17 protein-coding genes are annotated in these 19,120 nt (G+C 61.5%); 6 read left to right on the top strand and 11 right to left on the bottom strand.

The genetic code is table 11. The annotated features are described in order from the left end of the window. The first annotated feature begins 147 nt into the window (after positions 1-147). Positions 148-1,035 (top strand): acyltransferase, encoded by an 888-nt coding sequence (locus tag AO356_RS14045; protein WP_060740306.1) that lies wholly within the window; start codon positions 148-150, stop codon positions 1,033-1,035. On the opposite strand, the gene AO356_RS14040 is transcribed toward AO356_RS14045, so the two are convergent. Next, positions 1,036-1,605, bottom strand: a complete 570-nt coding sequence (locus tag AO356_RS14040) for a DUF2780 domain-containing protein (RefSeq protein WP_060740305.1) — start codon at positions 1,603-1,605, stop codon at positions 1,036-1,038. Positions 1,606-1,908: 303 nt separating this feature from the next. On the opposite strand from AO356_RS14040, the gene AO356_RS14035 reads away from it, so the two are divergent. From AO356_RS14035 to AO356_RS14025, 3 genes are all read left to right on the top strand, one after another. Further along, the gene (locus AO356_RS14035) at positions 1,909-2,331 is read left to right on the top strand and encodes a hypothetical protein (RefSeq protein ID WP_060740304.1); all 423 of its coding nucleotides are present in this window, start codon (positions 1,909-1,911) and stop codon (positions 2,329-2,331) included. Positions 2,332-2,437: 106 nt separating this feature from the next. Further along, positions 2,438-3,013 (top strand): hypothetical protein, encoded by a 576-nt coding sequence (locus tag AO356_RS14030; protein ID WP_060740303.1) that lies wholly within the window; start codon positions 2,438-2,440, stop codon positions 3,011-3,013. A 311-nt stretch (positions 3,014-3,324) separates the two neighbouring features. Next, the gene (locus tag AO356_RS14025) at positions 3,325-3,537 is read left to right on the top strand and encodes a cold-shock protein (protein WP_060743119.1); all 213 of its coding nucleotides are present in this window, start codon (positions 3,325-3,327) and stop codon (positions 3,535-3,537) included. A gap of 68 nt (positions 3,538-3,605) precedes the next feature. Here the strand turns inward: AO356_RS14025 and fdhA are convergent, their stop codons facing one another. The 8 genes from fdhA to AO356_RS13980 all read right to left on the bottom strand — a co-directional run bounded on the left by fdhA (position 3,606) and on the right by AO356_RS13980 (position 13,669). Then, positions 3,606-4,805, bottom strand: coding sequence for a formaldehyde dehydrogenase, glutathione-independent (gene fdhA, locus AO356_RS14020; RefSeq protein ID WP_060740302.1), 1,200 nt, complete (start codon positions 4,803-4,805; stop codon positions 3,606-3,608). Between the two features lie 167 nt (positions 4,806-4,972). Beyond that, complete coding sequence (gene purU / locus AO356_RS14015; protein ID WP_060740301.1) at positions 4,973-5,830, bottom strand: formyltetrahydrofolate deformylase; 858 nt, start codon at positions 5,828-5,830, stop codon at positions 4,973-4,975. A gap of 158 nt (positions 5,831-5,988) precedes the next feature. Further along, positions 5,989-6,621, bottom strand: a complete 633-nt coding sequence (locus tag AO356_RS14010; RefSeq protein WP_060740300.1) for a sarcosine oxidase subunit gamma — start codon at positions 6,619-6,621, stop codon at positions 5,989-5,991. 159 nt (positions 6,622-6,780) lie between these two features. After that, entirely contained in the window at positions 6,781-9,798 is a 3,018-nt protein-coding gene (locus tag AO356_RS14005; RefSeq protein WP_060740299.1) for a sarcosine oxidase subunit alpha, read from the bottom strand. Further along, positions 9,795-10,124, bottom strand: a complete 330-nt coding sequence (locus tag AO356_RS14000; RefSeq protein WP_060740298.1) for a sarcosine oxidase subunit delta — start codon at positions 10,122-10,124, stop codon at positions 9,795-9,797. The genes AO356_RS14005 and AO356_RS14000 overlap by 4 nt, the downstream gene beginning before the upstream one ends. A gap of 14 nt (positions 10,125-10,138) precedes the next feature. Continuing rightward, a complete protein-coding gene (locus tag AO356_RS13995) occupies positions 10,139-11,389 on the bottom strand; it encodes a sarcosine oxidase subunit beta (protein WP_003177603.1) in 1,251 nt (416 codons plus the stop codon). A gap of 21 nt (positions 11,390-11,410) precedes the next feature. Then, the gene (gene glyA, locus AO356_RS13990) at positions 11,411-12,664 is read right to left on the bottom strand and encodes a serine hydroxymethyltransferase (protein ID WP_003206308.1); all 1,254 of its coding nucleotides are present in this window, start codon (positions 12,662-12,664) and stop codon (positions 11,411-11,413) included. Between the two features lie 300 nt (positions 12,665-12,964). After that, on the bottom strand, positions 12,965-13,669 hold the full coding sequence (locus AO356_RS13980; RefSeq protein WP_060740296.1) for a TraX family protein: 705 nt from the start codon (positions 13,667-13,669) through the stop codon (positions 12,965-12,967). Positions 13,670-13,863: 194 nt separating this feature from the next. Between AO356_RS13980 and AO356_RS13975 the strand changes: the two genes are divergently transcribed. Continuing rightward, the gene (locus tag AO356_RS13975; protein WP_060740295.1) at positions 13,864-14,904 is read left to right on the top strand and encodes a low specificity L-threonine aldolase; all 1,041 of its coding nucleotides are present in this window, start codon (positions 13,864-13,866) and stop codon (positions 14,902-14,904) included. Positions 14,905-15,079: 175 nt separating this feature from the next. Here AO356_RS13975 and gbcB read toward each other — a convergent pair whose 3' ends face one another. Beyond that, positions 15,080-16,180 carry a glycine-betaine demethylase subunit GbcB gene (gene gbcB, locus AO356_RS13970; protein WP_060743118.1) on the bottom strand — a complete coding sequence of 367 codons (1,101 nt, stop codon included), beginning with the start codon at positions 16,178-16,180 and terminating at the stop codon, positions 15,080-15,082. A gap of 284 nt (positions 16,181-16,464) precedes the next feature. Between gbcB and gbcA the strand changes: the two genes are divergently transcribed. After that, positions 16,465-17,757: a glycine-betaine demethylase subunit GbcA gene (gene gbcA / locus AO356_RS13965; RefSeq protein WP_060740294.1), complete on the top strand. Its 1,293-nt coding sequence runs from the start codon at positions 16,465-16,467 to the stop codon at positions 17,755-17,757. 101 nt (positions 17,758-17,858) lie between these two features. Here the strand turns inward: gbcA and AO356_RS13960 are convergent, their stop codons facing one another. Next, positions 17,859-19,103 (bottom strand): metallophosphoesterase, encoded by a 1,245-nt coding sequence (locus AO356_RS13960; protein ID WP_060740293.1) that lies wholly within the window; start codon positions 19,101-19,103, stop codon positions 17,859-17,861. Positions 19,104-19,120: the final 17 nt, after the last annotated feature.

Here is a 19,120-nt window from a genome sequence, read left to right as displayed (position 1 = left end):
TCAAGATCGATAGCCGAGAACAACCAGCCCGCCACAGAAGCAAACCCAGCATACCGATCAAAAGGTGAAACATTCGTCCACACCGATTTGGCCTACCGCCCGAAGCTTGCTTATCATGGCCCGCCCACCCGTTTGCAAGAGTCATCTATGCGCCGCCTGCTCACCGGCTGTTTCGTCACCCTGCTGCTGTTGCTCAACACCCTGGTGCTGTTCGGGCCGCTGATGGTGTTCGCACTGCTCAAACTGGTCCTGCCCGGGCGCTTTCGCGACTACGCCTCGTGGGCGGTGATGTGGATCGCCGAGACCTGGGCCGAGATCGACAAACTGATCTTTGCCCTGTGCATCCCTACCCGCTGGGACATTCGCGGCGGTGCGGACCTGCGCAGCGATACCTCTTACCTGGTGATCAGCAATCACCAGTCCTGGGTAGACATCCCCGCCCTCGTCCAGACCCTCAACCGGCGCACGCCGTTCTTCAAGTTCTTCCTCAAGAAGGAACTGATCTGGGTACCGTTCCTGGGCCTGGCCTGGTGGGCCTTGGACTACCCTTTCATGAAACGCTACACCAAGGCGTTCCTGGCGAAGAACCCGGAGCTGGCCGGCAAGGACCTGGAAATCACCAAGGCCGCCTGCGAGCTGTTCAAGCGGCAACCGGTCACCGTGGTCAACTACCTCGAAGGCACCCGCTTCACCACCACCAAAAGCCAACAACAGCAATCGCCCTTCACCCACCTGCTCAAGCCCAAGGCCGGTGGCGTGGCGTTCGTGCTGGCGGCCATGGGTGAACAACTGGATGCGGTACTGGACGTGACCGTGGTCTATCCGCAAGAGAAGATTCCCGGGTTCTGGGACTTGATCAGCGGCGCGGTGCCCAGGGTCATCATCGACATCCAGACCCGCGAACTGGACCCCGTCTTGTGGCAGGGCGACTACGAAAACGACCCGGTGTTTCGCCAGCATGTGCAGGATTGGGTCAACCAGCTCTGGACTGAAAAGGACCAACGTATTGCAGCTTTGCGCAACAAGGGTGGCTGATCAGACACCTGTGCCCCAAATACCACCCAGGTTCTGCAGCAGCGAACCGGCCACACCCTGCTGGCCGAGGTACTGCAGAATGATCGGGGCAAACTGGCCGATCATGCCGCTGTCCATGCCCAGCGCACTGAAGGCATTGTTCAGGTCGCCGGTGTCCTTGACGTTACCCAGCAGGCCGTCGAGCAAGGCATTTTTGTCCGACCCGCCACCGAGCAAACCGCCCAAGCCATTGAGCCCCCCAATGGCGCTGTTGCCGGCGATCTGATCCAGGCCCGGCACACTTTTGCTCAACTCGGAGAACTGCGGCTCGCTGAGCCGATTCTTCGCCAGCCCCAGCATCGCACCGGCGCCGCCGATGGCCTGTTCCGGCGTGATCTTGAGTTCCGACCCCAGGGTGTTGAGCAGGCCGGCAGCTTTCGGCGCGGCGGCTACGACGCCCTCTTCCTCACCTGAGTTGCCCTGCATCGCCGACACCACATTGGCCGCATCGCTGAGGCTGAACTGCGCGAAGGCCGGGCTGGCGGCCAGTGTCAGCAGCCAGGACAGTGCAAAACCTCGTGAAACCTTCATCCGGTACATCCTCTTGAGCATGAAAAAGCCGCCCATAACGAGCGGCTTAAAACGTGCGTTGGACTGGCACGGACGGAGATTGTTCCTAAACGTATTACGAGAATGGCCGATAGCCATTACAGAAAATTCTTCAGGGCCAGTAGGAAGCGTCTGATTTAACGAAAACTGCGCTTTTTTATATAGCAAAAAGTTACCAAACATCCCTATACAGTTCTAAATTGACATAAATAACTGCCAACATTGACAGTAGCCCGCCCCGACCAAAGCCGTGAAATTGTCGAACTGAGCCCTGGAGCCTGGCACATGAAAAAAATACTGGCTGGAGGCGCGGTCTTGCTTTTGCTGATCATCGGCCCCGTCCATGCCAGTGAAATAACGTGCCCCGCCGTCACTGACATTCACCGGAACATTGAATCTCTGGAAGACGTTTACTTCGTCGATATCCGGGAAGACCACGAATGGAAGAGCGAAAGCCTGGTGGACGTGGTCGACCCGACCTCGTTGCAATTCGAAGGCGCCGAGTACGTCATCCATGAGGACGATGGGGACGAGCAGACAGCCCCCCGTGCGACCATCACGTGCAGGTACGGGGCGATCAATCTGAAGTTGGATGATCAACAAATCCTGGAACCGGCCTTTTCAAAATGGATGAGCAATCGCTGCGAAAGCGCGGAGACCCGAATGTGCAGGTTGATGAACGGCGACTACTTCAACTTGATTTATTGATCGGTCATGGTAACCGCGTCACTGTTCCAGCACCGCCCGCCCAAAGCCCCCTGCCCTCGCCTGCACCATTACCGTACAGTGCGGCTTCCTCCTGCAGAGTTTGCCCATGAACGTAAAAATCGGCGGCGCCACCCTCGCGGTCATCCTGACCGGCATGCTCATCGCCCTGGGCGTCAGCGAATGCCAGCGCGGCCCGCTGACCCCGGAACTTGCCGATGGCACCAGCGAAGAACAAAAGACCTGGCTGACCATCGAACACCGCATCAAACGCTCCGACCCGACCCTGACCGAGGTGAGCCGCGATCAACAGGCGCTGACCGTGCTCTACCGTCCAGGCCCTTGCGCGGATGACTGCGAGCCCTGGGTCCCGCACATGCTGCGTGTCGTCGGCCACGGCCTGGCGGCACTCAATGGCGCACCAGGGGGCAAGCAATACACACAGGTGACGGTCAAGGCGCGACTGCTGGCTGATGATGACGTGGAATTGGTCTACGACATGCAGGGTTTCGACGCCATCAAGACGCAACAGGATGGCTACATCACCTTTGCCAGCATGCCTCGCAACCTGAATTTCAGCGGTGCTGCATTGGCCCAGGCGCAAGACTATTGCCAAGGCCCTAGCGCCCGGGGGTTCTACCCTGAATTCTGCGACCGGGTCGGGGCCGCAACTGCACATCAATAACCCGTGGCGAGGGAGCTTGCTCCCGCTCGAGTGCGAAGCGCTCGCCGCTGGTATCTGAAAAGCAAGGGGCTGCTACGCAGCCCAACGGGGATAAATCCCCTCGCCACAATGGAAAGCGCAAGCCATGGCATGACCGCCTCATGACAGGCCTCTGAATATCACCTGCAATCGGTTATTTCCTCTCGGTATTGCCTACTGTCAACTCTGACAGTAGGCAACGATTTGCCCCGTCCCTAAGCTCCCGTTGTGTCAACGGAAACAAGGTCATGGGCAACCACGCCTTTATTCATTCGGCAAGCAGGACAATAAAAATGAACGACCGAATCAAAGGAACCGTTAAATGGTTTAACGATGCAAAAGGCTATGGCTTCATTACCTGCGGCAACGGCGGCGAGGAATTGTTCGTTCATTACTCGGCGATAGCCGGCGAGGGTTATAAAACGTTGAAACAGAAGCAGACCGTTTCATTTGAAATCGAGAAGGGAACTAAAGGCATGCAGGCCACAAGAGTGACGCCGGAATAAGCAATCCGGGACAGGCCGAATAAAAAGGGCGACATCACTGTCGCCCTTTTTCCGTCCTGCCTACTGCTTTACGCCGCACTGAACAACTTGTGCGGATCAATCACAAACTTCTTCGGCACGCCCGCATCGAACTCGCCATAACCCTTCGGCGCATCATCCAGGCTGATGACCTGCACACCCACGATTTCGGCGATGTTGATACGGTCCCACATGATCGCTTGCATCAGCGCGCGGTTGTACTTCATGACCGGGGTCTGGCCGGTGTGGAAGCTGTGGGATTTCGCCCAGCCCAGGCCGAAGCGGATGCTCAGGCTGCCCATTTTTGCCGCCGCATCGACTGCGCCCGGATCTTCGGTAACGTAGAGACCGGGAATACCGATCTTGCCAGCGACGCGGACCACACCCATCAACGAGTTGAGCACGGTGGCCGGGGCTTCGTGCTTGACGCCGTCATGGCCATGGCCGCGGGCTTCGAAGCCTACCGCATCGACAGCACAGTCGACTTCAGGCTCGCCCAGCAGCGCAGCGATCTGTTCGTGCAACGGTGTATCGGTGGACAGGTCGGCAATTTCGAAACCCTGGGCCTTGGCGTGAGCCAGGCGGACCGGGTTGACGTCGCCAATGATCACCACCGCCGCGCCCAACAGGCGAGCGGAAGCGGCAGCCGCCAGGCCAACCGGGCCGGCACCCGCGATGTAGACGGTGCTGCCAGGGCCAACACCCGCAGTGACGGCGCCGTGGTAGCCGGTCGGCAGAATGTCGGACAGGCAGGTCAGGTCACGGATCTTCTCCATGGCCTTGTCGCGGTCCGGCAGTTTCAGCAGGTTGAAATCGGCGTACGGCACCAGCACGTATTCGGCTTGGCCGCCGGTCCAGTCGCCCATGTCCACATAACCGTAGGCACCGCCGGCACGGGCCGGGTTGACGGTCAGGCAGACGCCCGTGTGTTGCTCTTTGCAGGAACGGCAGCGCCCGCAAGCCACGTTGAACGGCACCGACACCAGGTCACCGATTTTCAGGTTCTCGACGTCGCTGCCCTTTTCGATCACTTCACCGGTGATCTCGTGACCCAGGACCAGGCCGGTCTGGGCAGTGGTACGACCGCGGACCATGTGTTGGTCGGAGCCGCAGATGTTGGTGGAGACCACGCGCAGGATGACACCGTGCTCAATCTTCCTGCCGCGCGGGTCCTGCATTTTTGGATAGTCGATTTTCTGTACTTCGACCTTGCCGTTGCCGAGATACACGACACCACGATTACCAGACATGCTTTCACCTCGCTGTTGTTTTTGTGGAACTGCGTTGCCCAGGCAGGCAGCGCGTTGATTGCTCGGGTTAGTGCTTGTGTCTTGTTTCTTTGTTGTCTTAAAGGCCTCATCGCGAGCAAGCTCGCTCCCACAATTTTGACCGCGAGCCCCTTGTTCGCGATGGCGGCCTAAAGAACGACAGTACGATTGGCGTTCAGGAACACCCTTCTTTCAATGTGATACCCCACCGCCCGGGCCAAGGTGAGCCCTTCGATGTCCCGGCCCTTGGCGATCAGGTCTTCGGGATAGTGGCTGTGGTCCACCACTTCCACGCCCTGGGCGATGATCGGGCCTTCGTCCAGGTCGTTGTTGATGTAGTGCGCCGTGGCGCCCACCAGCTTCACGCCTTTGTTATAGGCCTGGTGATACGGCTTGGCCCCCTTGAAGCCCGGCAGCAGCGAGTGATGGATGTTGATCGCCTTGCCGTCGAGCTTGCGGCACAACTCCGGCGACAGCACTTGCATGTAACGGGCAAGGATCACCAGTTCGGCACCGGTGTCTTCGATCACCTGCCACACCTGTCGCTCCTGGGCCGGCTTGTCGTTCGGGTCCAGGGGGAAATGGTAGTAGGGAATCTGGTGCCAGTCGGCCAGCGGCTTGAGGTCGGGGTGGTTGGACACCACGGCCACCACGTCCATGGACAACTGGCCGATGCGCTGGCGATAGAGCAGATCGTTGAGGCAGTGATCGGCCTTGGAGACCATGATCACCACTTTGGGCCGATAGTTGGGCGGTGTCAGTTCGAAGACCATGCCGAAGGCTTGCGCACGCTCGGCCAGGCCGGCGCGAAAGGCCTGCTCGTCAAAACCGTCGGGCTGGCGAAACTCCACGCGAATGAAGAAACGCGCCGAGAGCCGGTCGTCGAAGGAGTGGTGCTCGGTGACATAGCAGCCCTGCTCGAACAGAAAGCGGGTCACCGCGTCCACGGTGCCGAGCACGCTGGGGCAGTCGGCAGTCAAGATCCATGTATCCGGGGCGCGGCTCATTGCGGTGACTCCTGTTCAAATTAACTGGGCGACAAAGAACCCTGTGGCGAGGGAGCTTGCTCCCGCTCGACTGCGCAGCAGTCGCCTGATACTGGGGGCTGCTTCGCAACCCAGCGGGAGCAAGCTCCCTCGCCACAAAAGCATTCCAAGGCCATCAATCAGGCCTGCACGCTCAACCCATACTCAGCCGCGGCATCCTGCAACCACAGCCACCAGTAATCGGAGAAGCTGCGGCGAATCACCAGCTCCCAGGTGTCTTCGCCCGTGTGGCGGATCACCAGTTGCGACTTGGCGAACACCGTACCCACGGCCTTGCCCACCGGGAAGTTGCTTGGGTGTACATCGTAGCTGGTGGATTTCATCAGCACGTCGCGCACGTTCGGGCCGGACAGCTCGAGCAGCTGCTGACCGCCGCTGACGTTGACGATCTGGATGTGCAGGTCGCCCAGGGCTTCACGCAGTTTCTGCTCGGCGGCGAACTCTTCGCCAGTGGGCACCACCAGCAGCCATTCATCCGGGCCGAGCCATTGCAGGCTGGTTTCACCCTTGACGATGACGGCCAGGGCGCCTGGCAATTCCAGGCCCAGGGCCTTGTGCACGCCCGCGGCGAACGCCGGGTCATGGCCATCGCCACGGAGGGTCAGGTGGCCCAGGAGTTTTTTCTCGCGCACGGTCACACCGGCGTTCTTGCGACCCTTGCCCACCAGGCTGGCGAGGTCGGCATGGTGCAGCGACGACTCGGCCTTGGCCCCGGTGGTTGGGCGTTGTTGGTACACGTTGACTGCGGTCATATGGAGCACCTGTCTGAATGCTTGCTCGACCTGCCGGTGCGTGGCGCTGTGGGAGCAAGGCTTGCCCGCGATGAACGATAACTCGGTCTGATGGCTACCGTGTCGCCTACATCGCGAGCAAGCTTTGCTCCCACACGCCCCCACCGCAGGGCTTGAATGTTAGATATTCTGCCGATCCCCCTTCGGATCGAAGAACACCGAAGAAACGATCTCTGCCTCGATCACGCTGCCATCAGCCAATGGCGCGAACACTCGCTCGCCCATCCGCTTGAGGCCGCCCTTGACCACACCCATGGCAAATGAATAACCCAGGGAGTTGTGGGCGTAGCTGGAGGTCACGTGACCCACCATGGTCATCGGGATCGCCTGCTTGGTGTTGAACACCAGTTGCGCACCTTCCGGCAGCCAGACATTCGGGTCGATCGGCTTGAGACCCACCAGTTGCTTGCGGTCTTCACGCACGCAATCTTCGCGATTCATGCCACGCCAGCCGATCCACGAGAACGGTTTGGTCCGGCCTACACACCAGCCCATGTTCAGGTCGTCCGGCGTCATCGAGCTATCAGTGTCCTGGCCGACGATGATGAAGCCCTTCTCGGCCCGCAGTACGTGCATGGTCTCGGTGCCATACGGGGTCAGGTTGTATTTCTTCCCGGCCTCGACGATCTGCTCGAGCACGCCCATGGCGTAGTCGGCCTGTACGTTGATTTCGTACGACAGTTCACCGGTGAACGAGATCCGGAACACCCGTGCCGGCACGCCACCCACCAGGCCTTCCTTCCAGGTCATGAACGGGAACGCGTCCTTGTCCAGGTCGATGTCGGTGACTTCGCTCAGCAGCTTGCGGCTGTTGGGGCCCGACAGGGTCATCGTCGCCCAGTGGTCGGTGACCGAGGTGAAGTACACCTTCAGGTCCGGCCATTCGGTCTGGTGATAGATCTCCAGCCATTGCAGCACGCGCGCCGCGCCGCCCGTGGTGGTGGTCATCAGGAAGTGGTTGTCCGCCAGACAGGCCGTTACGCCGTCGTCGAAGACCATGCCGTCTTCCTTGCACATCAGGCCGTAGCGGGCCTTGCCCACGTCGAGCTTGGTCCAGGCGTTGGTGTAGACGCGGTTGAGGAACTCGCGGGCATCCGGGCCCTGGATGTCGATCTTGCCCAGGGTCGAGGCATCGAGCAGGCCGACGCTGTCACGCACCGCCTTGCATTCGCGCTTGACCGCGGCGTGCATGTCTTCGCCGTTCTTCGGGAAGTACCAAGGGCGTTTCCATTGGCCGACGTCTTCGAACTCAGCGCCATTCTTGACATGCCAGGCATGCAGCGCGGTGAAGCGCACCGGCTCGAAGATGTGCCCACAGTGCCGGCCAGCCACCGCGCCGAAAGTCACCGGCGTGTAGTTCGGACGGAACATGGTGGTGCCCATCTGCGGGATGCTCACGTTCAGCGAACGGGCCGCGATGGCCAGGCCGTTGACGTTGCCCAGTTTGCCCTGGTCGGTACCGAAGCCCAGTGCGGTGTAGCGCTTGACGTGTTCCACCGACTCGAAGCCTTCGCGGGTGGCGAGTTCGATGGCGGCGGCAGTGACGTCGTTCTGCAGGTCGACGAATTGCTTCGGCGCCCGTGCGGTGGATTTTTCGTGAGGCACCTGGAACAGCGCCAGGGTCGGCTCTTCATGACGGCTCAGGGCTTTGGGCAATACGCCCTCCACCGCTTTGAAGCCGGCTTCGCTGGCCGCGCGCACGCCGCCTTCGAAACCGTCGGCCAAGCTGTCGCCGAGGCTGTAGACACCGTTCACACCGCCGACGCAGACACGTTTTTGCGGTGCTTCGCCCGGTACGAAACCGAGGATATCTTCACGCCAGATCGGCTTGCCGCCCAGGTGCGAAGCCAGGTGGACCACCGGGCTGTAGCCGCCGGAGCTGGCTACCAGGTCGCAGTCCAGCCATTCGCCTGGGCTGGTGACTTTATGGGCGCGGACGTCGATCGCGGCAACACGTGCCCCGGTGACACGCTTGCTGCCACGAGCCTCGACCACGGCGCTGCCGGTGAGGATACGGATGCCCTTGGCGCGGGCTTCTTCCACCAGCGCGCCACGTGGGTTGCTGCGCGCATCGGCCACGGCCACCACTTGCAGACCGGCGTCGAACCAGTCCAGGGCGACGCGATAGGCGTGGTCGTTGTTGGTGCTCAGCACCAGTTTCTTGCCCGGTGCCACGCCGTAGCGACGCACGTAGGTCGACACCGCACCGGCCAGCATGTTGCCCGGCACGTCGTTGTTGCCGTAGACCAGCGGGCGCTCGCAGGCGCCGGTCGCCAGCACCACGCGCTTGGCGCGAACGCGGTTGATGCGCTGGCGAACCTGGCCGATCGGTGCGCGGTCACCGAGGTGGTCGGTGAGGCGCTCGTGGATGGTCAGGAAGTTATGGTCGTGGTAACCGTTCACCGTGGCACGAGGCAGCAGCACCACGTCGGGCATCGACTTGAGTTCAGCGACAACAGAGGCTACCCATTCGGTCGCTGGCTTGCCGTCCAGGCTCTCGCGGGAGTCGAGCAGGCTGCCGCCGAACTCTTCCTGCTCATCGGCCAGGATGACGCGCGCACCGCTGCGGGCCGCGGCCAGTGCGGCGGCCAAACCAGCAGGGCCAGCACCGACGATCAACACGTCGCAGTGACGGTTCATGTAGTCGTAGGTGTCCGGATCGTTCTCGGTCGGCGAGCGGCCCAGGCCGGCGGCCTTGCGGATGTACTTCTCGTAGGTCATCCAGAACGATTGCGGGTACATGAAGGTTTTGTAGTAGAAACCCGGCGGCATCAGCTTGCCGCCGACCTTGCCGAGAATCCCCATCATGTCGTTGTTCACGTTCGGCCAGCCGTTGGTGCTGGTGGCGACCAAACCTTGGTACAGCGCCTGTTGCGTGGCGCGCACGTTAGGGATCTGCGTGGCTTCGGTGGCACCGATCTGCAGCACCGCGTTCGGCTCTTCGGCACCGGCGGCGAAGATGCCGCGCGGGCGGGAATACTTGAAGCTGCGACCGATGATGTCGACACCGTTGGCCAGCAGCGCAGCGGCCAGGGAATCGCCCTCGAAACCTTTGTAGGTCTGGCCGTTGAAGGTGAAGCTCAGCACTTTGTTGCGGTCGATCCGTCCGCCGTTGGACAGGCGATTGATCTGGCTCATACCTTCTCTCCCAGAGCCTGTGCAGCCGCTTTCGGACTGTCAGCCTTGTCGGTGAACTGCGGCTTTTGGCCGATCTTGTAGGTTTCGAGAATCTCGTAGGTCACGGTGTCACGGGTCACGTTGAAGTACTGGCGGCAACCGGCAACGTGGTCCCACAGTTCATGGTGCAACCCGCGCGGGTTGTCACGGAAGAACATGTAGTCGCCCCACTCCTCGTCGGTGCAGGTGTTCGGATCCAGCGGACGCGGGATATGCGCCTGGCCGGATGCGTGGAATTCCTCTTCGGAGCGCAGTTCGCCGCAGTGAGGACAGAAGATGTGCAACATAGGGATTTCTCCTGTTAGTGGGCGACGGCAGCAGCGCCGTGTTCGTCGATCAGTGCGCCGTTGTGGAAACGGTCGATGGAAAACGGCGCGGCCAGCGGGTGCATTTCACCCTTGGCCAGGCTTGCAGCGAAGACGTTGCCTGAACCCGGAGTGGCCTTGAAGCCGCCGGTGCCCCAACCGCAGTTGAAGAACATGTTCGGCACCGGGGTCTTGGAGATGATCGGGCAGGCATCTGGCGTGGTGTCGACGATACCGCCCCACTGGCGGTTCATGCGTACGCGGGACAACACCGGGAACATCTCGACGATGGCCTGGACCGTGTGCTCGATCACCGGGTACGAGCCACGCTGGCCGTAGCCGTTGTAGCCGTCGATACCGGCACCGATCACCAGGTCGCCCTTGTCGGACTGGCTGATGTAGCCGTGCACGGCGTTGGACATGATCACGCTGTCGATGATCGGCTTGATCGGCTCGGACACCAACGCTTGCAGCGGATGGGATTCGATCGGCAGGCGGAAGCCCGCGAGCTTGGCCATGTGCCCGGAGTTACCGGCGGTCACCACGCCGACGCGCTTGGCGCCGATGAAGCCCTTGTTGGTTTCCACGCCGATGCACACGCCGTTTTCCTTGCGGAAACCGATCACTTCGGTCTGCTGGATCAAGTCCACGCCCAACGCGTCCGCCGCCCGGGCAAAGCCCCAGGCCACGGCATCGTGACGGGCCACGCCGCCGCGACGCTGGACGGTGGCGCCCATCACCGGGTAGCGGGTGTTTTTCGAGCAATCCAGGTACGGGATCTCGTCGGCCACTTGCTTGGCGTTGAGCAGCTCGCCATCCACGCCGTTGAGGCGGTTGGCGCTGACGCGACGCTCGGAATCACGGATGTCCTGCAGGGTGTGGCACAGGTTGTAGACGCCACGCTGGGAGAACATCACGTTGTAGTTCAGGTCCTGGGACAGGCCTTCCCAGAGTTTCATCGCGTGTTCGTACAGGTGGGCCGATTCGTCCCACAAGTAGTTGGAGCGCACGATGGTGGTGTTGCGCGCGGTGTTACCGCCGCCCAACCAGCCCTTCTCGACCACCGCCACGTTGGTGATGCCGTGTTCCTTGGCCAGGTAGTAGGCGGTCGCCAGACCATGCCCGCCACCGCCGACGATGACCACGTCGTAGACCTTTTTCGGGGTCGGCGTGCGCCACATCCGCTGCCAGTTTTCGTGATGGCTGAGTGAGTGTTTGAAGAGGCCGAAGCCCGAATAGCGTTGCATAGTCATTACTCCAAAACCGACTCAGCGATAAACCGGGAAGTCCGCGCACAGGGCCGCCACTTGCTGTGCGACATTGGCCTCGACATCGGCATCGCCGAGGTTGTCGAGAATGTCGCAGATCCAGCCGGCCAGCGTGACGCACTGGGTAACCTTGAAGCCACGGGTGGTCACCGCCGGGGTGCCGATGCGCAGGCCCGACGTCACGAATGGCGATTGCGGGTCGTTCGGCACGGCGTTCTTGTTGACGGTGATATGGGCGCGGCCCAGGGCAGCATCGGCATCCTTGCCGGTCAGGCCCTGACGGATCAGGCTGACCAGGAACAGGTGGTTATCGGTACCACCGGACACTACATCGTAGCCGCGCTTGATGAACACGCCAGCCATGGCCTGGGCGTTATCGATCACTTGCTGCTGATAAGCCTTGAAGCCAGGCTCCGCCGCTTCCTTGAAGCACACCGCCTTGCCGGCGATCACGTGCATCAACGGGCCGCCCTGGGCGCCGGGGAATACCGCGGCGTTGAGCTTCTTCTCGATTTCTTCGTTGGCCTTGGCCAGGATCAGGCCACCACGCGGACCGCGCAGGGTCTTGTGGGTGGTGGTGGTGACCACGTCGGCGTACGGCAGCGGGTTCGGGTACAGACCGGCGGCAACCAGGCCAGCCACGTGGGCCATGTCGACGAACAGCAGGGCACCGACCTTGTCGGCGATCTGACGGAAACGTGGGAAATCCAGGGTCTTGGAGTAAGCGGAGAAACCGGCCACGATCATTTTCGGCTTGTGCTCGACCGCCAGGCGCTCGACTTCGTCGTAGTCGATCAGGCCGGTGGTGGTGTCGATGCCGTATTGCACCGCGTTGTAGAGCTTGCCCGAGGACGACACCTTGGCACCGTGGGTCAGGTGACCGCCATGGGCCAGGCTCATGCCCAGGATGGTGTCGCCGGCTTGTAGCAGGGCCAGGTACACGGCGCTGTTGGCCGAAGACCCGGAGTGCGGCTGGACGTTGGCGTAATCGGCACCGAACAACTGCTTGGCGCGCTCGATGGCCAGGGCTTCGACTTTGTCGACGTGCTCGCAGCCACCGTAGTAGCGCTTGCCCGGATAGCCTTCGGCGTACTTGTTGGTCAGGCCGCTGCCCTGGGCCTCCATCACGCGCTTGCTGGTGTAGTTCTCCGACGCGATCAGCTCGATGTGATCTTCCTGACGTTGCTCTTCGGCGTTCATAGCCGCCAGCAGCGCATCATCGTAGCCTTGAATTTGGTCTTGTTTGCTGAACATCGCGTCTCTCCCAGCGGCGGCGGTGCGCCTTTCGTCTCGGTGAGGCACGGACCATTCGGTCGTGCCCTTTGGATGCGATGGTATGGCTGGCGCAGGCATGTCAAATGCCTATGGACGCCACGCAAAGGTGCGTTTACGACATGGGATCAAAGAGTCGGAGAGCAAGGCCTGCGCGATAGCACTGTGGGAGCAAAGCTTGCTCGCGATCCAGGCGCCGCGATCCATGGGAGACCGCGGCGCTTTCATCGCGGGCAAGCCTTGCTCCCACAGGCCTGTTCCCAAAATACAGTTCCCGCAGGGTTAAGCAGCGACCTGGCGAACCGCGAGCAATAGCAGGAAATGCGCTGGATAAAGGCCATAGGCCCAGCGCCGCATCGCCGGTGGATGAAAACGACCGGCATGTCGCAAAAGCACCTGCCCAAGCCATGGCGCGATCAGGCAAGCCACCAGCCCCCACAACGCCACCCCATCTCCCAACCACGCCGCGCCATACAATACTCGCCATTGGTTGGCCGCCACGCAGACCAGCCCCGGCAACAGCGCCATGTACAAGGGACGCTTGAATACCAGCAACATCGCCAGCGGCAGCAGCACACCGAAGAAACCGAACATCAACTGCGACGAAAACAGCGCCGCCAACAGCAACGCCATCACCGCCAGGCATCGCGCCTCCAGGGTGGGCGTTTGCCAACAGCGCGCCACCAACAATCCCAGCACCAGGGTTGGCATCACATTCAGGGTGGTGGGATCAGGAATGAACAAGCGGTAGGGGATTTCGCTGACGGCACTGAATAGCAGCAGCCAGCCCAGGTACCGCCATGGAGCGGCGCTGGCACCCCTGCGCGCCAGATTCGCCGCCATCGCCAGGCAGAACCACGGGAATGCCAAGCGTCCCGGCACATAGAGCCAATCGACGGAAAAACCGACATATCGCAGATGATCGAGGACCATCGACAAAAGAGCCAACCACTTGAGCAGGTCCAGGGCCCCGTCACGCCGGCTCATGTATAAAGCCGCGCGACGAGATTGATACTTTCCGACAGAAACATCCGGTGTGTTCCCCCACTAATCTTGGGTAAAGTGCGCACCAGTATCGACCACGGCGCTGTGGACCCAAACACGCCGAACCAGGGAACGCCCCATCCGGGCATTCCGCCAGGGATCTCTTTATCCAGGACTCTCTATTCAGGAGCAAGGCCATGACCGACAAGAGTCAACAGTTTGCCAGCGACAACTATTCCGGCATTTGCCCCGAAGCCTGGGCCGCCATGGAAGAAGCCAACCAGGGTCATCAACGTGCCTACGGCGACGATGAGTGGACCCACCGCGCGGCGGACGATTTCCGGGCCTTGTTCGAAACCGACTGCGAAGTGTTCTTCGCGTTCAACGGCACGGCGGCCAACTCCCTGGCCCTGTCCTCGCTGTGCCAGAGTTATCACAGCGTGATCTGCTCGGAAACCGCCCACGTCGAAACCGACGAATGCGGTGCACCGGAGTTCTTCTCCAACGGCTCCAAGCTGCTGCTGGCACGTACTGAAAACGGCAAGCTGACCCCCGAGGCGATCCGCGAGATCGCCCTCAAGCGCCAGGACATCCACTACCCCAAGCCTCGGGTCGTCACCCTGACCCAAGCCACGGAAGTCGGCAGCGTCTACACGCCGGATGAAATCCGCGCCATCAGCGTCACCTGCAAGGAACTGGGGCTGAACCTGCACATGGACGGCGCGCGCTTTTCCAACGCCTGCGCCTTCCTCGGCTGCTCCCCGGCGGACCTGACCTGGAAGGTCGGCGTGGACGTGCTGTGCTTTGGCGGCACCAAGAACGGCATGGCGGTGGGCGAGGCGATCCTGTTCTTCAACCATGACCTGGCCGTGGATTTCGACTACCGCTGCAAACAGGCCGGGCAACTGGCGTCGAAAATGCGCTTCCTGTCGGCGCCCTGGGTCGGCCTGCTGCAAAACGACGCCTGGCTCAAACACGCCCGCCACGCCAACCACTGCGCCCAATTGCTGGCAGAACTGGTCAACGACATTCCCGGCGTGGAACTGATGTTCCCGGTCCAGGCCAACGGCGTTTTCCTGCAACTGTCGGAACCGGCCATCGCCGCGCTGACCGCCAAGGGCTGGCGCTTCTACACCTTCATCGGCAAGGGCGGCGCACGGTTCATGTGCTCGTGGGACACCGAAGAAGCGCGGGTGCGGGAATTGGCGGCGGATATTCGGGAAGTGATGAGCCTTTAAGTGACCACCCAGAGCCTGGGTGGCTTTGGGCGCCTTTTGTGGCGAGGGAGCTTGCTCCCGCTGGGCTGCGTAGCAGCCCCATGCGGTGTATCAGGTAGCTCGTGTTTACCGGATGACGACTGCTGCGCAGCCGAGCGCGAGCAAGCTCCCTCGCCACAGGGGGCTCACTGCAGCATCAGAATTCGATCCGCACATCCCCCTTCGGCACGCTGCAGCACGACAGGATGTAGCCCTCGGCCTCGTCGTCCTCGGTGATCCCGCCGTTGTGATCCATCTCCACTTCCCCGCCCAGCTTCAGCACCTTGCAGGTACCGCAGATGCCCATGCCGCAGGCCTTGGGGATCATCATGCCGAGCTTGGCGGCGGCGGCGTGCACGGTTTCGCCCGGGCCCACGCGGATGCTCTTGCCAGAGGAAGTGAATTCCACCAGGTGCAGGTCCGCCGCATCGACTTCCGGCGCGTCGGCCGCCTGTTCGGCCTGTTCCACGGCGTCGGCACGGGCTTCCGGTGGCGTGGCGCCGAAGGATTCCTCGTGGTAACGCTTCATGTCGTAGCCAGCCGCTTCCAGCAGGCGCTTGACCGCGGTCATGTACGGGGTCGGGCCGCAACAGAACACTTCGCGCTCGAGGAAGTCGGGCACCATCAATTCCAGCATCTTGTGGTTCAGGTAACCGCGATACCCGGCCCAAGGCTCGCCCAGGCCATGCTTTTCACAGATCAGGTGCAGGCTGAAGTTGTCGATCCGCGACGCCATGTGTTCCAGCTCGCGGTGGTAGATGATGTCCTTGGGCGACCGGGCGCTGTGGATGAAGGTCATGTCGACATTGGCGTTGGTGTCGTAGAACCAGCGAGCCATGGACATGCACGGCGTGATTCCCACGCCACCGCTCAGGTACAGGACTTTCGGGCTCGGGAAATCGATGGCGTTGAACAACCCCACCGGCCCGTGCACCGCCAGCTCCTGGCCTTCATGCAGGGTATCGTGCAACCAGTTGGAGACCTTGCCCCCCGGCACGCGCTTGATGGTGACCGAGAAGCTGTAGGGCACCGACGGCGAACTGGAGATGGTGTAGGAGCGCATGATCGGCTGGCCTTCGATTTCCAGCTCCAGGGTGACGAATTGCCCCGGCTTGAAAAAGAACATGATCGGCTGATCGGCCATGAAGCAGAAGGTGCGCACATCCCAGGTTTCCTGGATGACTTTGACGCAACGTACGATATGTCGGCCATTGGCCCAGGTCTGGGTAGTGACCGGGTTCAGGAAGTTATTGGACATGCTGATCTCCACGGCCGACTGTCGGCCTTCATGATGGCGATTGTGCGCAGGCGCCTGGGTGACCATTTACCTATCTGCGACATTCACATACTTATCGCGACCAGCCCTTAACTACCGGGGCTTGCGCGTCGGGAACAGATTGGGCCATGTCGCCCATGGATAAGGTTCGGCCCCTGCGCGGCCCCACACTCGCCCCAACAGATAAACAAAGTTTTCTGCCTTGCGTAGCACAACCGATTAGTCATTTTCACCGGCTCCGCTTAGAGGGCCACGAGGATAAAACGATGGACACCACTACCCTGAGCCTGGGCGATCCGCTGGAACCCGCACGCAAGGCCACCGCGCAAATGCTGCAAGAGCGCGAGCGCACCTTCTCGCTGCCACAACCGTTCTACAGCGATGAGCGCCTGTTCGATATCGATATGCAGGAAATCTTCCAGAAGGAATGGTTGATCGCCGGCATGACCTGCGAGATCCCGGCCAAGGGCAACTACCTGACCCTGCAAGTCGGCAAGAACCCCATCATCGTGATTCGCGGTGCCGACGGTGTGGTCCACGCTTTCCACAACGTCTGCCGCCACCGCGGTTCGCGGCTGTGCACCAGCGAAAAGGGCAAGGTCGCCAAACTGGTCTGCCACTACCACCAGTGGACCTACGAGCTGGACGGTCGCCTGCTGTTCGCCGGCACCGAGATGGGCGCCGACTTCGACATGAAGCAGTACGGCCTCAAGCCTGTGAACGTGAAGACCGCGGGCGGCTACATCTTCATCAGCCTGGCCGAGAATCCGCCGGCCATCGATGATTTCCTGTCGACGCTGAACCACTACATGGAACCGTACGACATGGAAAACACCAAGGTGGCGGTGCAAACCACCTTGATGGAAAAGGCCAACTGGAAGCTGGTGCTGGAAAACAACCGCGAGTGCTACCACTGCGGCGGTTCGCACCCGGAATTGCTCAAGACCCTGCTGGAATGGGACGACGTCACCGACCCGCGGGCCGACCAGGCCTTCAAGGACCACGTGGCCGCCTCCGCCGCCGCCTGGGACGCCGAGAAGATCCCTTACGCCCACGCCAGCTTCGGCCTGCGCAACCGTATCGTGCGCATGCCGCTGCTCAAGGGCACCGTGTCGATGACCATGGACGGCAAGCAAGGCTGCGCCAAGCTGATGGGTCGCATCAAGAACCCGGATCTGGGCTCGATGCGCATCCTGCACCTGCCGCACTCGTGGAACCACTGCATGGGCGACCACATCATCGTGTTCACCGTGTGGCCGATCAGCGCCCAGGAAACCATGGTCACCACCAAGTGGCTGGTGCACAAGGACGCGGTCGAAGGCGTGGACTACGACGTCGCGCGCATGCGCCAGGTCTGGGACGCCACCAACGACCAGGACCGTCGCCTGGCCGAAGAAAACCAGCGCGGCATCAACTCCACCGCCTACCAGCCTGGCCCGTACTCCAAGACCTATGAGTTCGGCGTGGTGAACTTCGTGGACTGGTACAGCGAGCGCATGCTCAACAACCTCGGGGCCGAGCCAGCGCCGTACCTCAAGGGCGTTCCGGTCCAGGGCTAAGTCAGAAGCATCGCGAGCAAGCTCGCTCCCACAGGGGTTCTGTGTCGTTCACAAACCTGTGGGAGCGAGCTTGCTCGCGATAACGGCCTGACACTCACCGTCTACTTGGAAGACCACCGCACACTGCCATCCTCCCCATAAAACGTCTCTTCGATGTTCTCCCCCACCAACCGCACCTTCACGTACCCATTCAGCACCCGCTCCGGATACGCCTCGTCCCCCGCCAATTGAGTCTCCGACCACAGCACCCGGGCATGCCCGTTCAGCTCGCTGGTGGTGCCGTAGGGAATCGCCCCATGCCCGGCGCAGCGCGCATGCAGCCCGCCCTGGGTGGCGTAGCAGATGCCGTTATGCAAATGCCCCCAATACCAGTAGTCCGGCTCACGCCCCAGGGCATCGCACACCGGTTGGTAGAGGGCGGTCTTGTTGTGTCCGGAAATATCGAAGCCCTGATGATGACTGAGCACCATCAACTTCTTGCGCTTGGGCAGGGTTTTCATCCACTCGATCTGCTGGGTGTTGAGGGTGCCGTCCATGTACAGGTTCATCGCGTCCGAGGCGTAGGCACTGTCCAGGCCAACCACCAGCCAATCGTCGTTGTACAAGGCAAAGTAGCTGGTGCCTTGCTGCACCGGAAAACGCTTGGCCAGTTCCTTGAAATAACCGTGGGCACCGCTGTACATCTCGTGGTTGGAGTTGAGGGTGAACGAGCCGTGCTTGCCCTGGGGCCAGCCGACCATGTCGACGTCTTCCTGGGAATGGGTGCCGGCGTAATACACATCACCCAGATGGATGGTGAAGTCAGCCTGGGCCAGTTGCATCTGATTGGCCACGGCCACCGCCGGCGCGTGACTGTCGAACGGCCCGGTGCCCCAGTCGCCGGCGATGGCCAGCACCACGTCGCTGTCCATTTTCACCAGCGCCGGGTTGGTGGCGAACGGCGCGTGATGGCGCAGGTTCTCGATCCACTTGAGCAGCGCCTCGCTCCACAGCAGGTCCAGCAGCTCCCATTTGCGACAACCGAGCAAGGTGCCGTCCTTGAGCACCCGGGTCGGCAGTTCGTCTTCGCTTTGCGGCAACGGCGTGGGGTTACCGATCTTCAGGATCGACAGGCCGTGGGCCAGCTCCCAGGGTACGGCCGGCTCGTCATCCGGGAGGTCGCCATGCTCGATGACGTGCCGCGCCTGGTCGTGCCCGCGCTGCAGCAGTTTGACGATGGCCTGAAACTCCTCGGGTTCCAGGTCGTTGACGAGTTTCTTCCAGGACATCTCCAGCCGCGTGACCAACCCGTGCAGGCGGACCTTGACCTTGTCGAACTCATGTTCCCAATGGTGCAGTAATGACATGTGAACGCTCCTTCGCA

It is taken from the genome of Pseudomonas fluorescens (assembly GCF_001307275.1).
Lineage (GTDB): Bacteria > Pseudomonadota > Gammaproteobacteria > Pseudomonadales > Pseudomonadaceae > Aquipseudomonas > Aquipseudomonas fluorescens_AA.
Note: the sequence above shows the minus strand (reverse complement) of the source record. Positions and strands in the feature narration are given on the sequence as shown.

Coding starts and splice junctions, on each gene's coding strand:
- AO356_RS14045 (WP_060740306.1), top strand. CDS start 148: ATGCGCCGCCTGCTCACCGGCTGTTTCGTCACCCTGCTGCTGTTGCTC.
- AO356_RS14040 (WP_060740305.1), bottom strand. CDS start 1,605: ATGAAGGTTTCACGAGGTTTTGCACTGTCCTGGCTGCTGACACTGGCC.
- AO356_RS14035 (WP_060740304.1), top strand. CDS start 1,909: ATGAAAAAAATACTGGCTGGAGGCGCGGTCTTGCTTTTGCTGATCATC.
- AO356_RS14030 (WP_060740303.1), top strand. CDS start 2,438: ATGAACGTAAAAATCGGCGGCGCCACCCTCGCGGTCATCCTGACCGGC.
- AO356_RS14025 (WP_060743119.1), top strand. CDS start 3,325: ATGAACGACCGAATCAAAGGAACCGTTAAATGGTTTAACGATGCAAAA.
- fdhA (WP_060740302.1), bottom strand. CDS start 4,805: ATGTCTGGTAATCGTGGTGTCGTGTATCTCGGCAACGGCAAGGTCGAA.
- purU (WP_060740301.1), bottom strand. CDS start 5,830: ATGAGCCGCGCCCCGGATACATGGATCTTGACTGCCGACTGCCCCAGC.
- AO356_RS14010 (WP_060740300.1), bottom strand. CDS start 6,621: ATGACCGCAGTCAACGTGTACCAACAACGCCCAACCACCGGGGCCAAG.
- AO356_RS14005 (WP_060740299.1), bottom strand. CDS start 9,798: ATGAGCCAGATCAATCGCCTGTCCAACGGCGGACGGATCGACCGCAAC.
- AO356_RS14000 (WP_060740298.1), bottom strand. CDS start 10,124: ATGTTGCACATCTTCTGTCCTCACTGCGGCGAACTGCGCTCCGAAGAG.
- AO356_RS13995 (WP_003177603.1), bottom strand. CDS start 11,389: ATGCAACGCTATTCGGGCTTCGGCCTCTTCAAACACTCACTCAGCCAT.
- glyA (WP_003206308.1), bottom strand. CDS start 12,664: ATGTTCAGCAAACAAGACCAAATTCAAGGCTACGATGATGCGCTGCTG.
- AO356_RS13980 (WP_060740296.1), bottom strand. CDS start 13,669: ATGAGCCGGCGTGACGGGGCCCTGGACCTGCTCAAGTGGTTGGCTCTT.
- AO356_RS13975 (WP_060740295.1), top strand. CDS start 13,864: ATGACCGACAAGAGTCAACAGTTTGCCAGCGACAACTATTCCGGCATT.
- gbcB (WP_060743118.1), bottom strand. CDS start 16,180: ATGTCCAATAACTTCCTGAACCCGGTCACTACCCAGACCTGGGCCAAT.
- gbcA (WP_060740294.1), top strand. CDS start 16,465: ATGGACACCACTACCCTGAGCCTGGGCGATCCGCTGGAACCCGCACGC.
- AO356_RS13960 (WP_060740293.1), bottom strand. CDS start 19,103: ATGTCATTACTGCACCATTGGGAACATGAGTTCGACAAGGTCAAGGTC.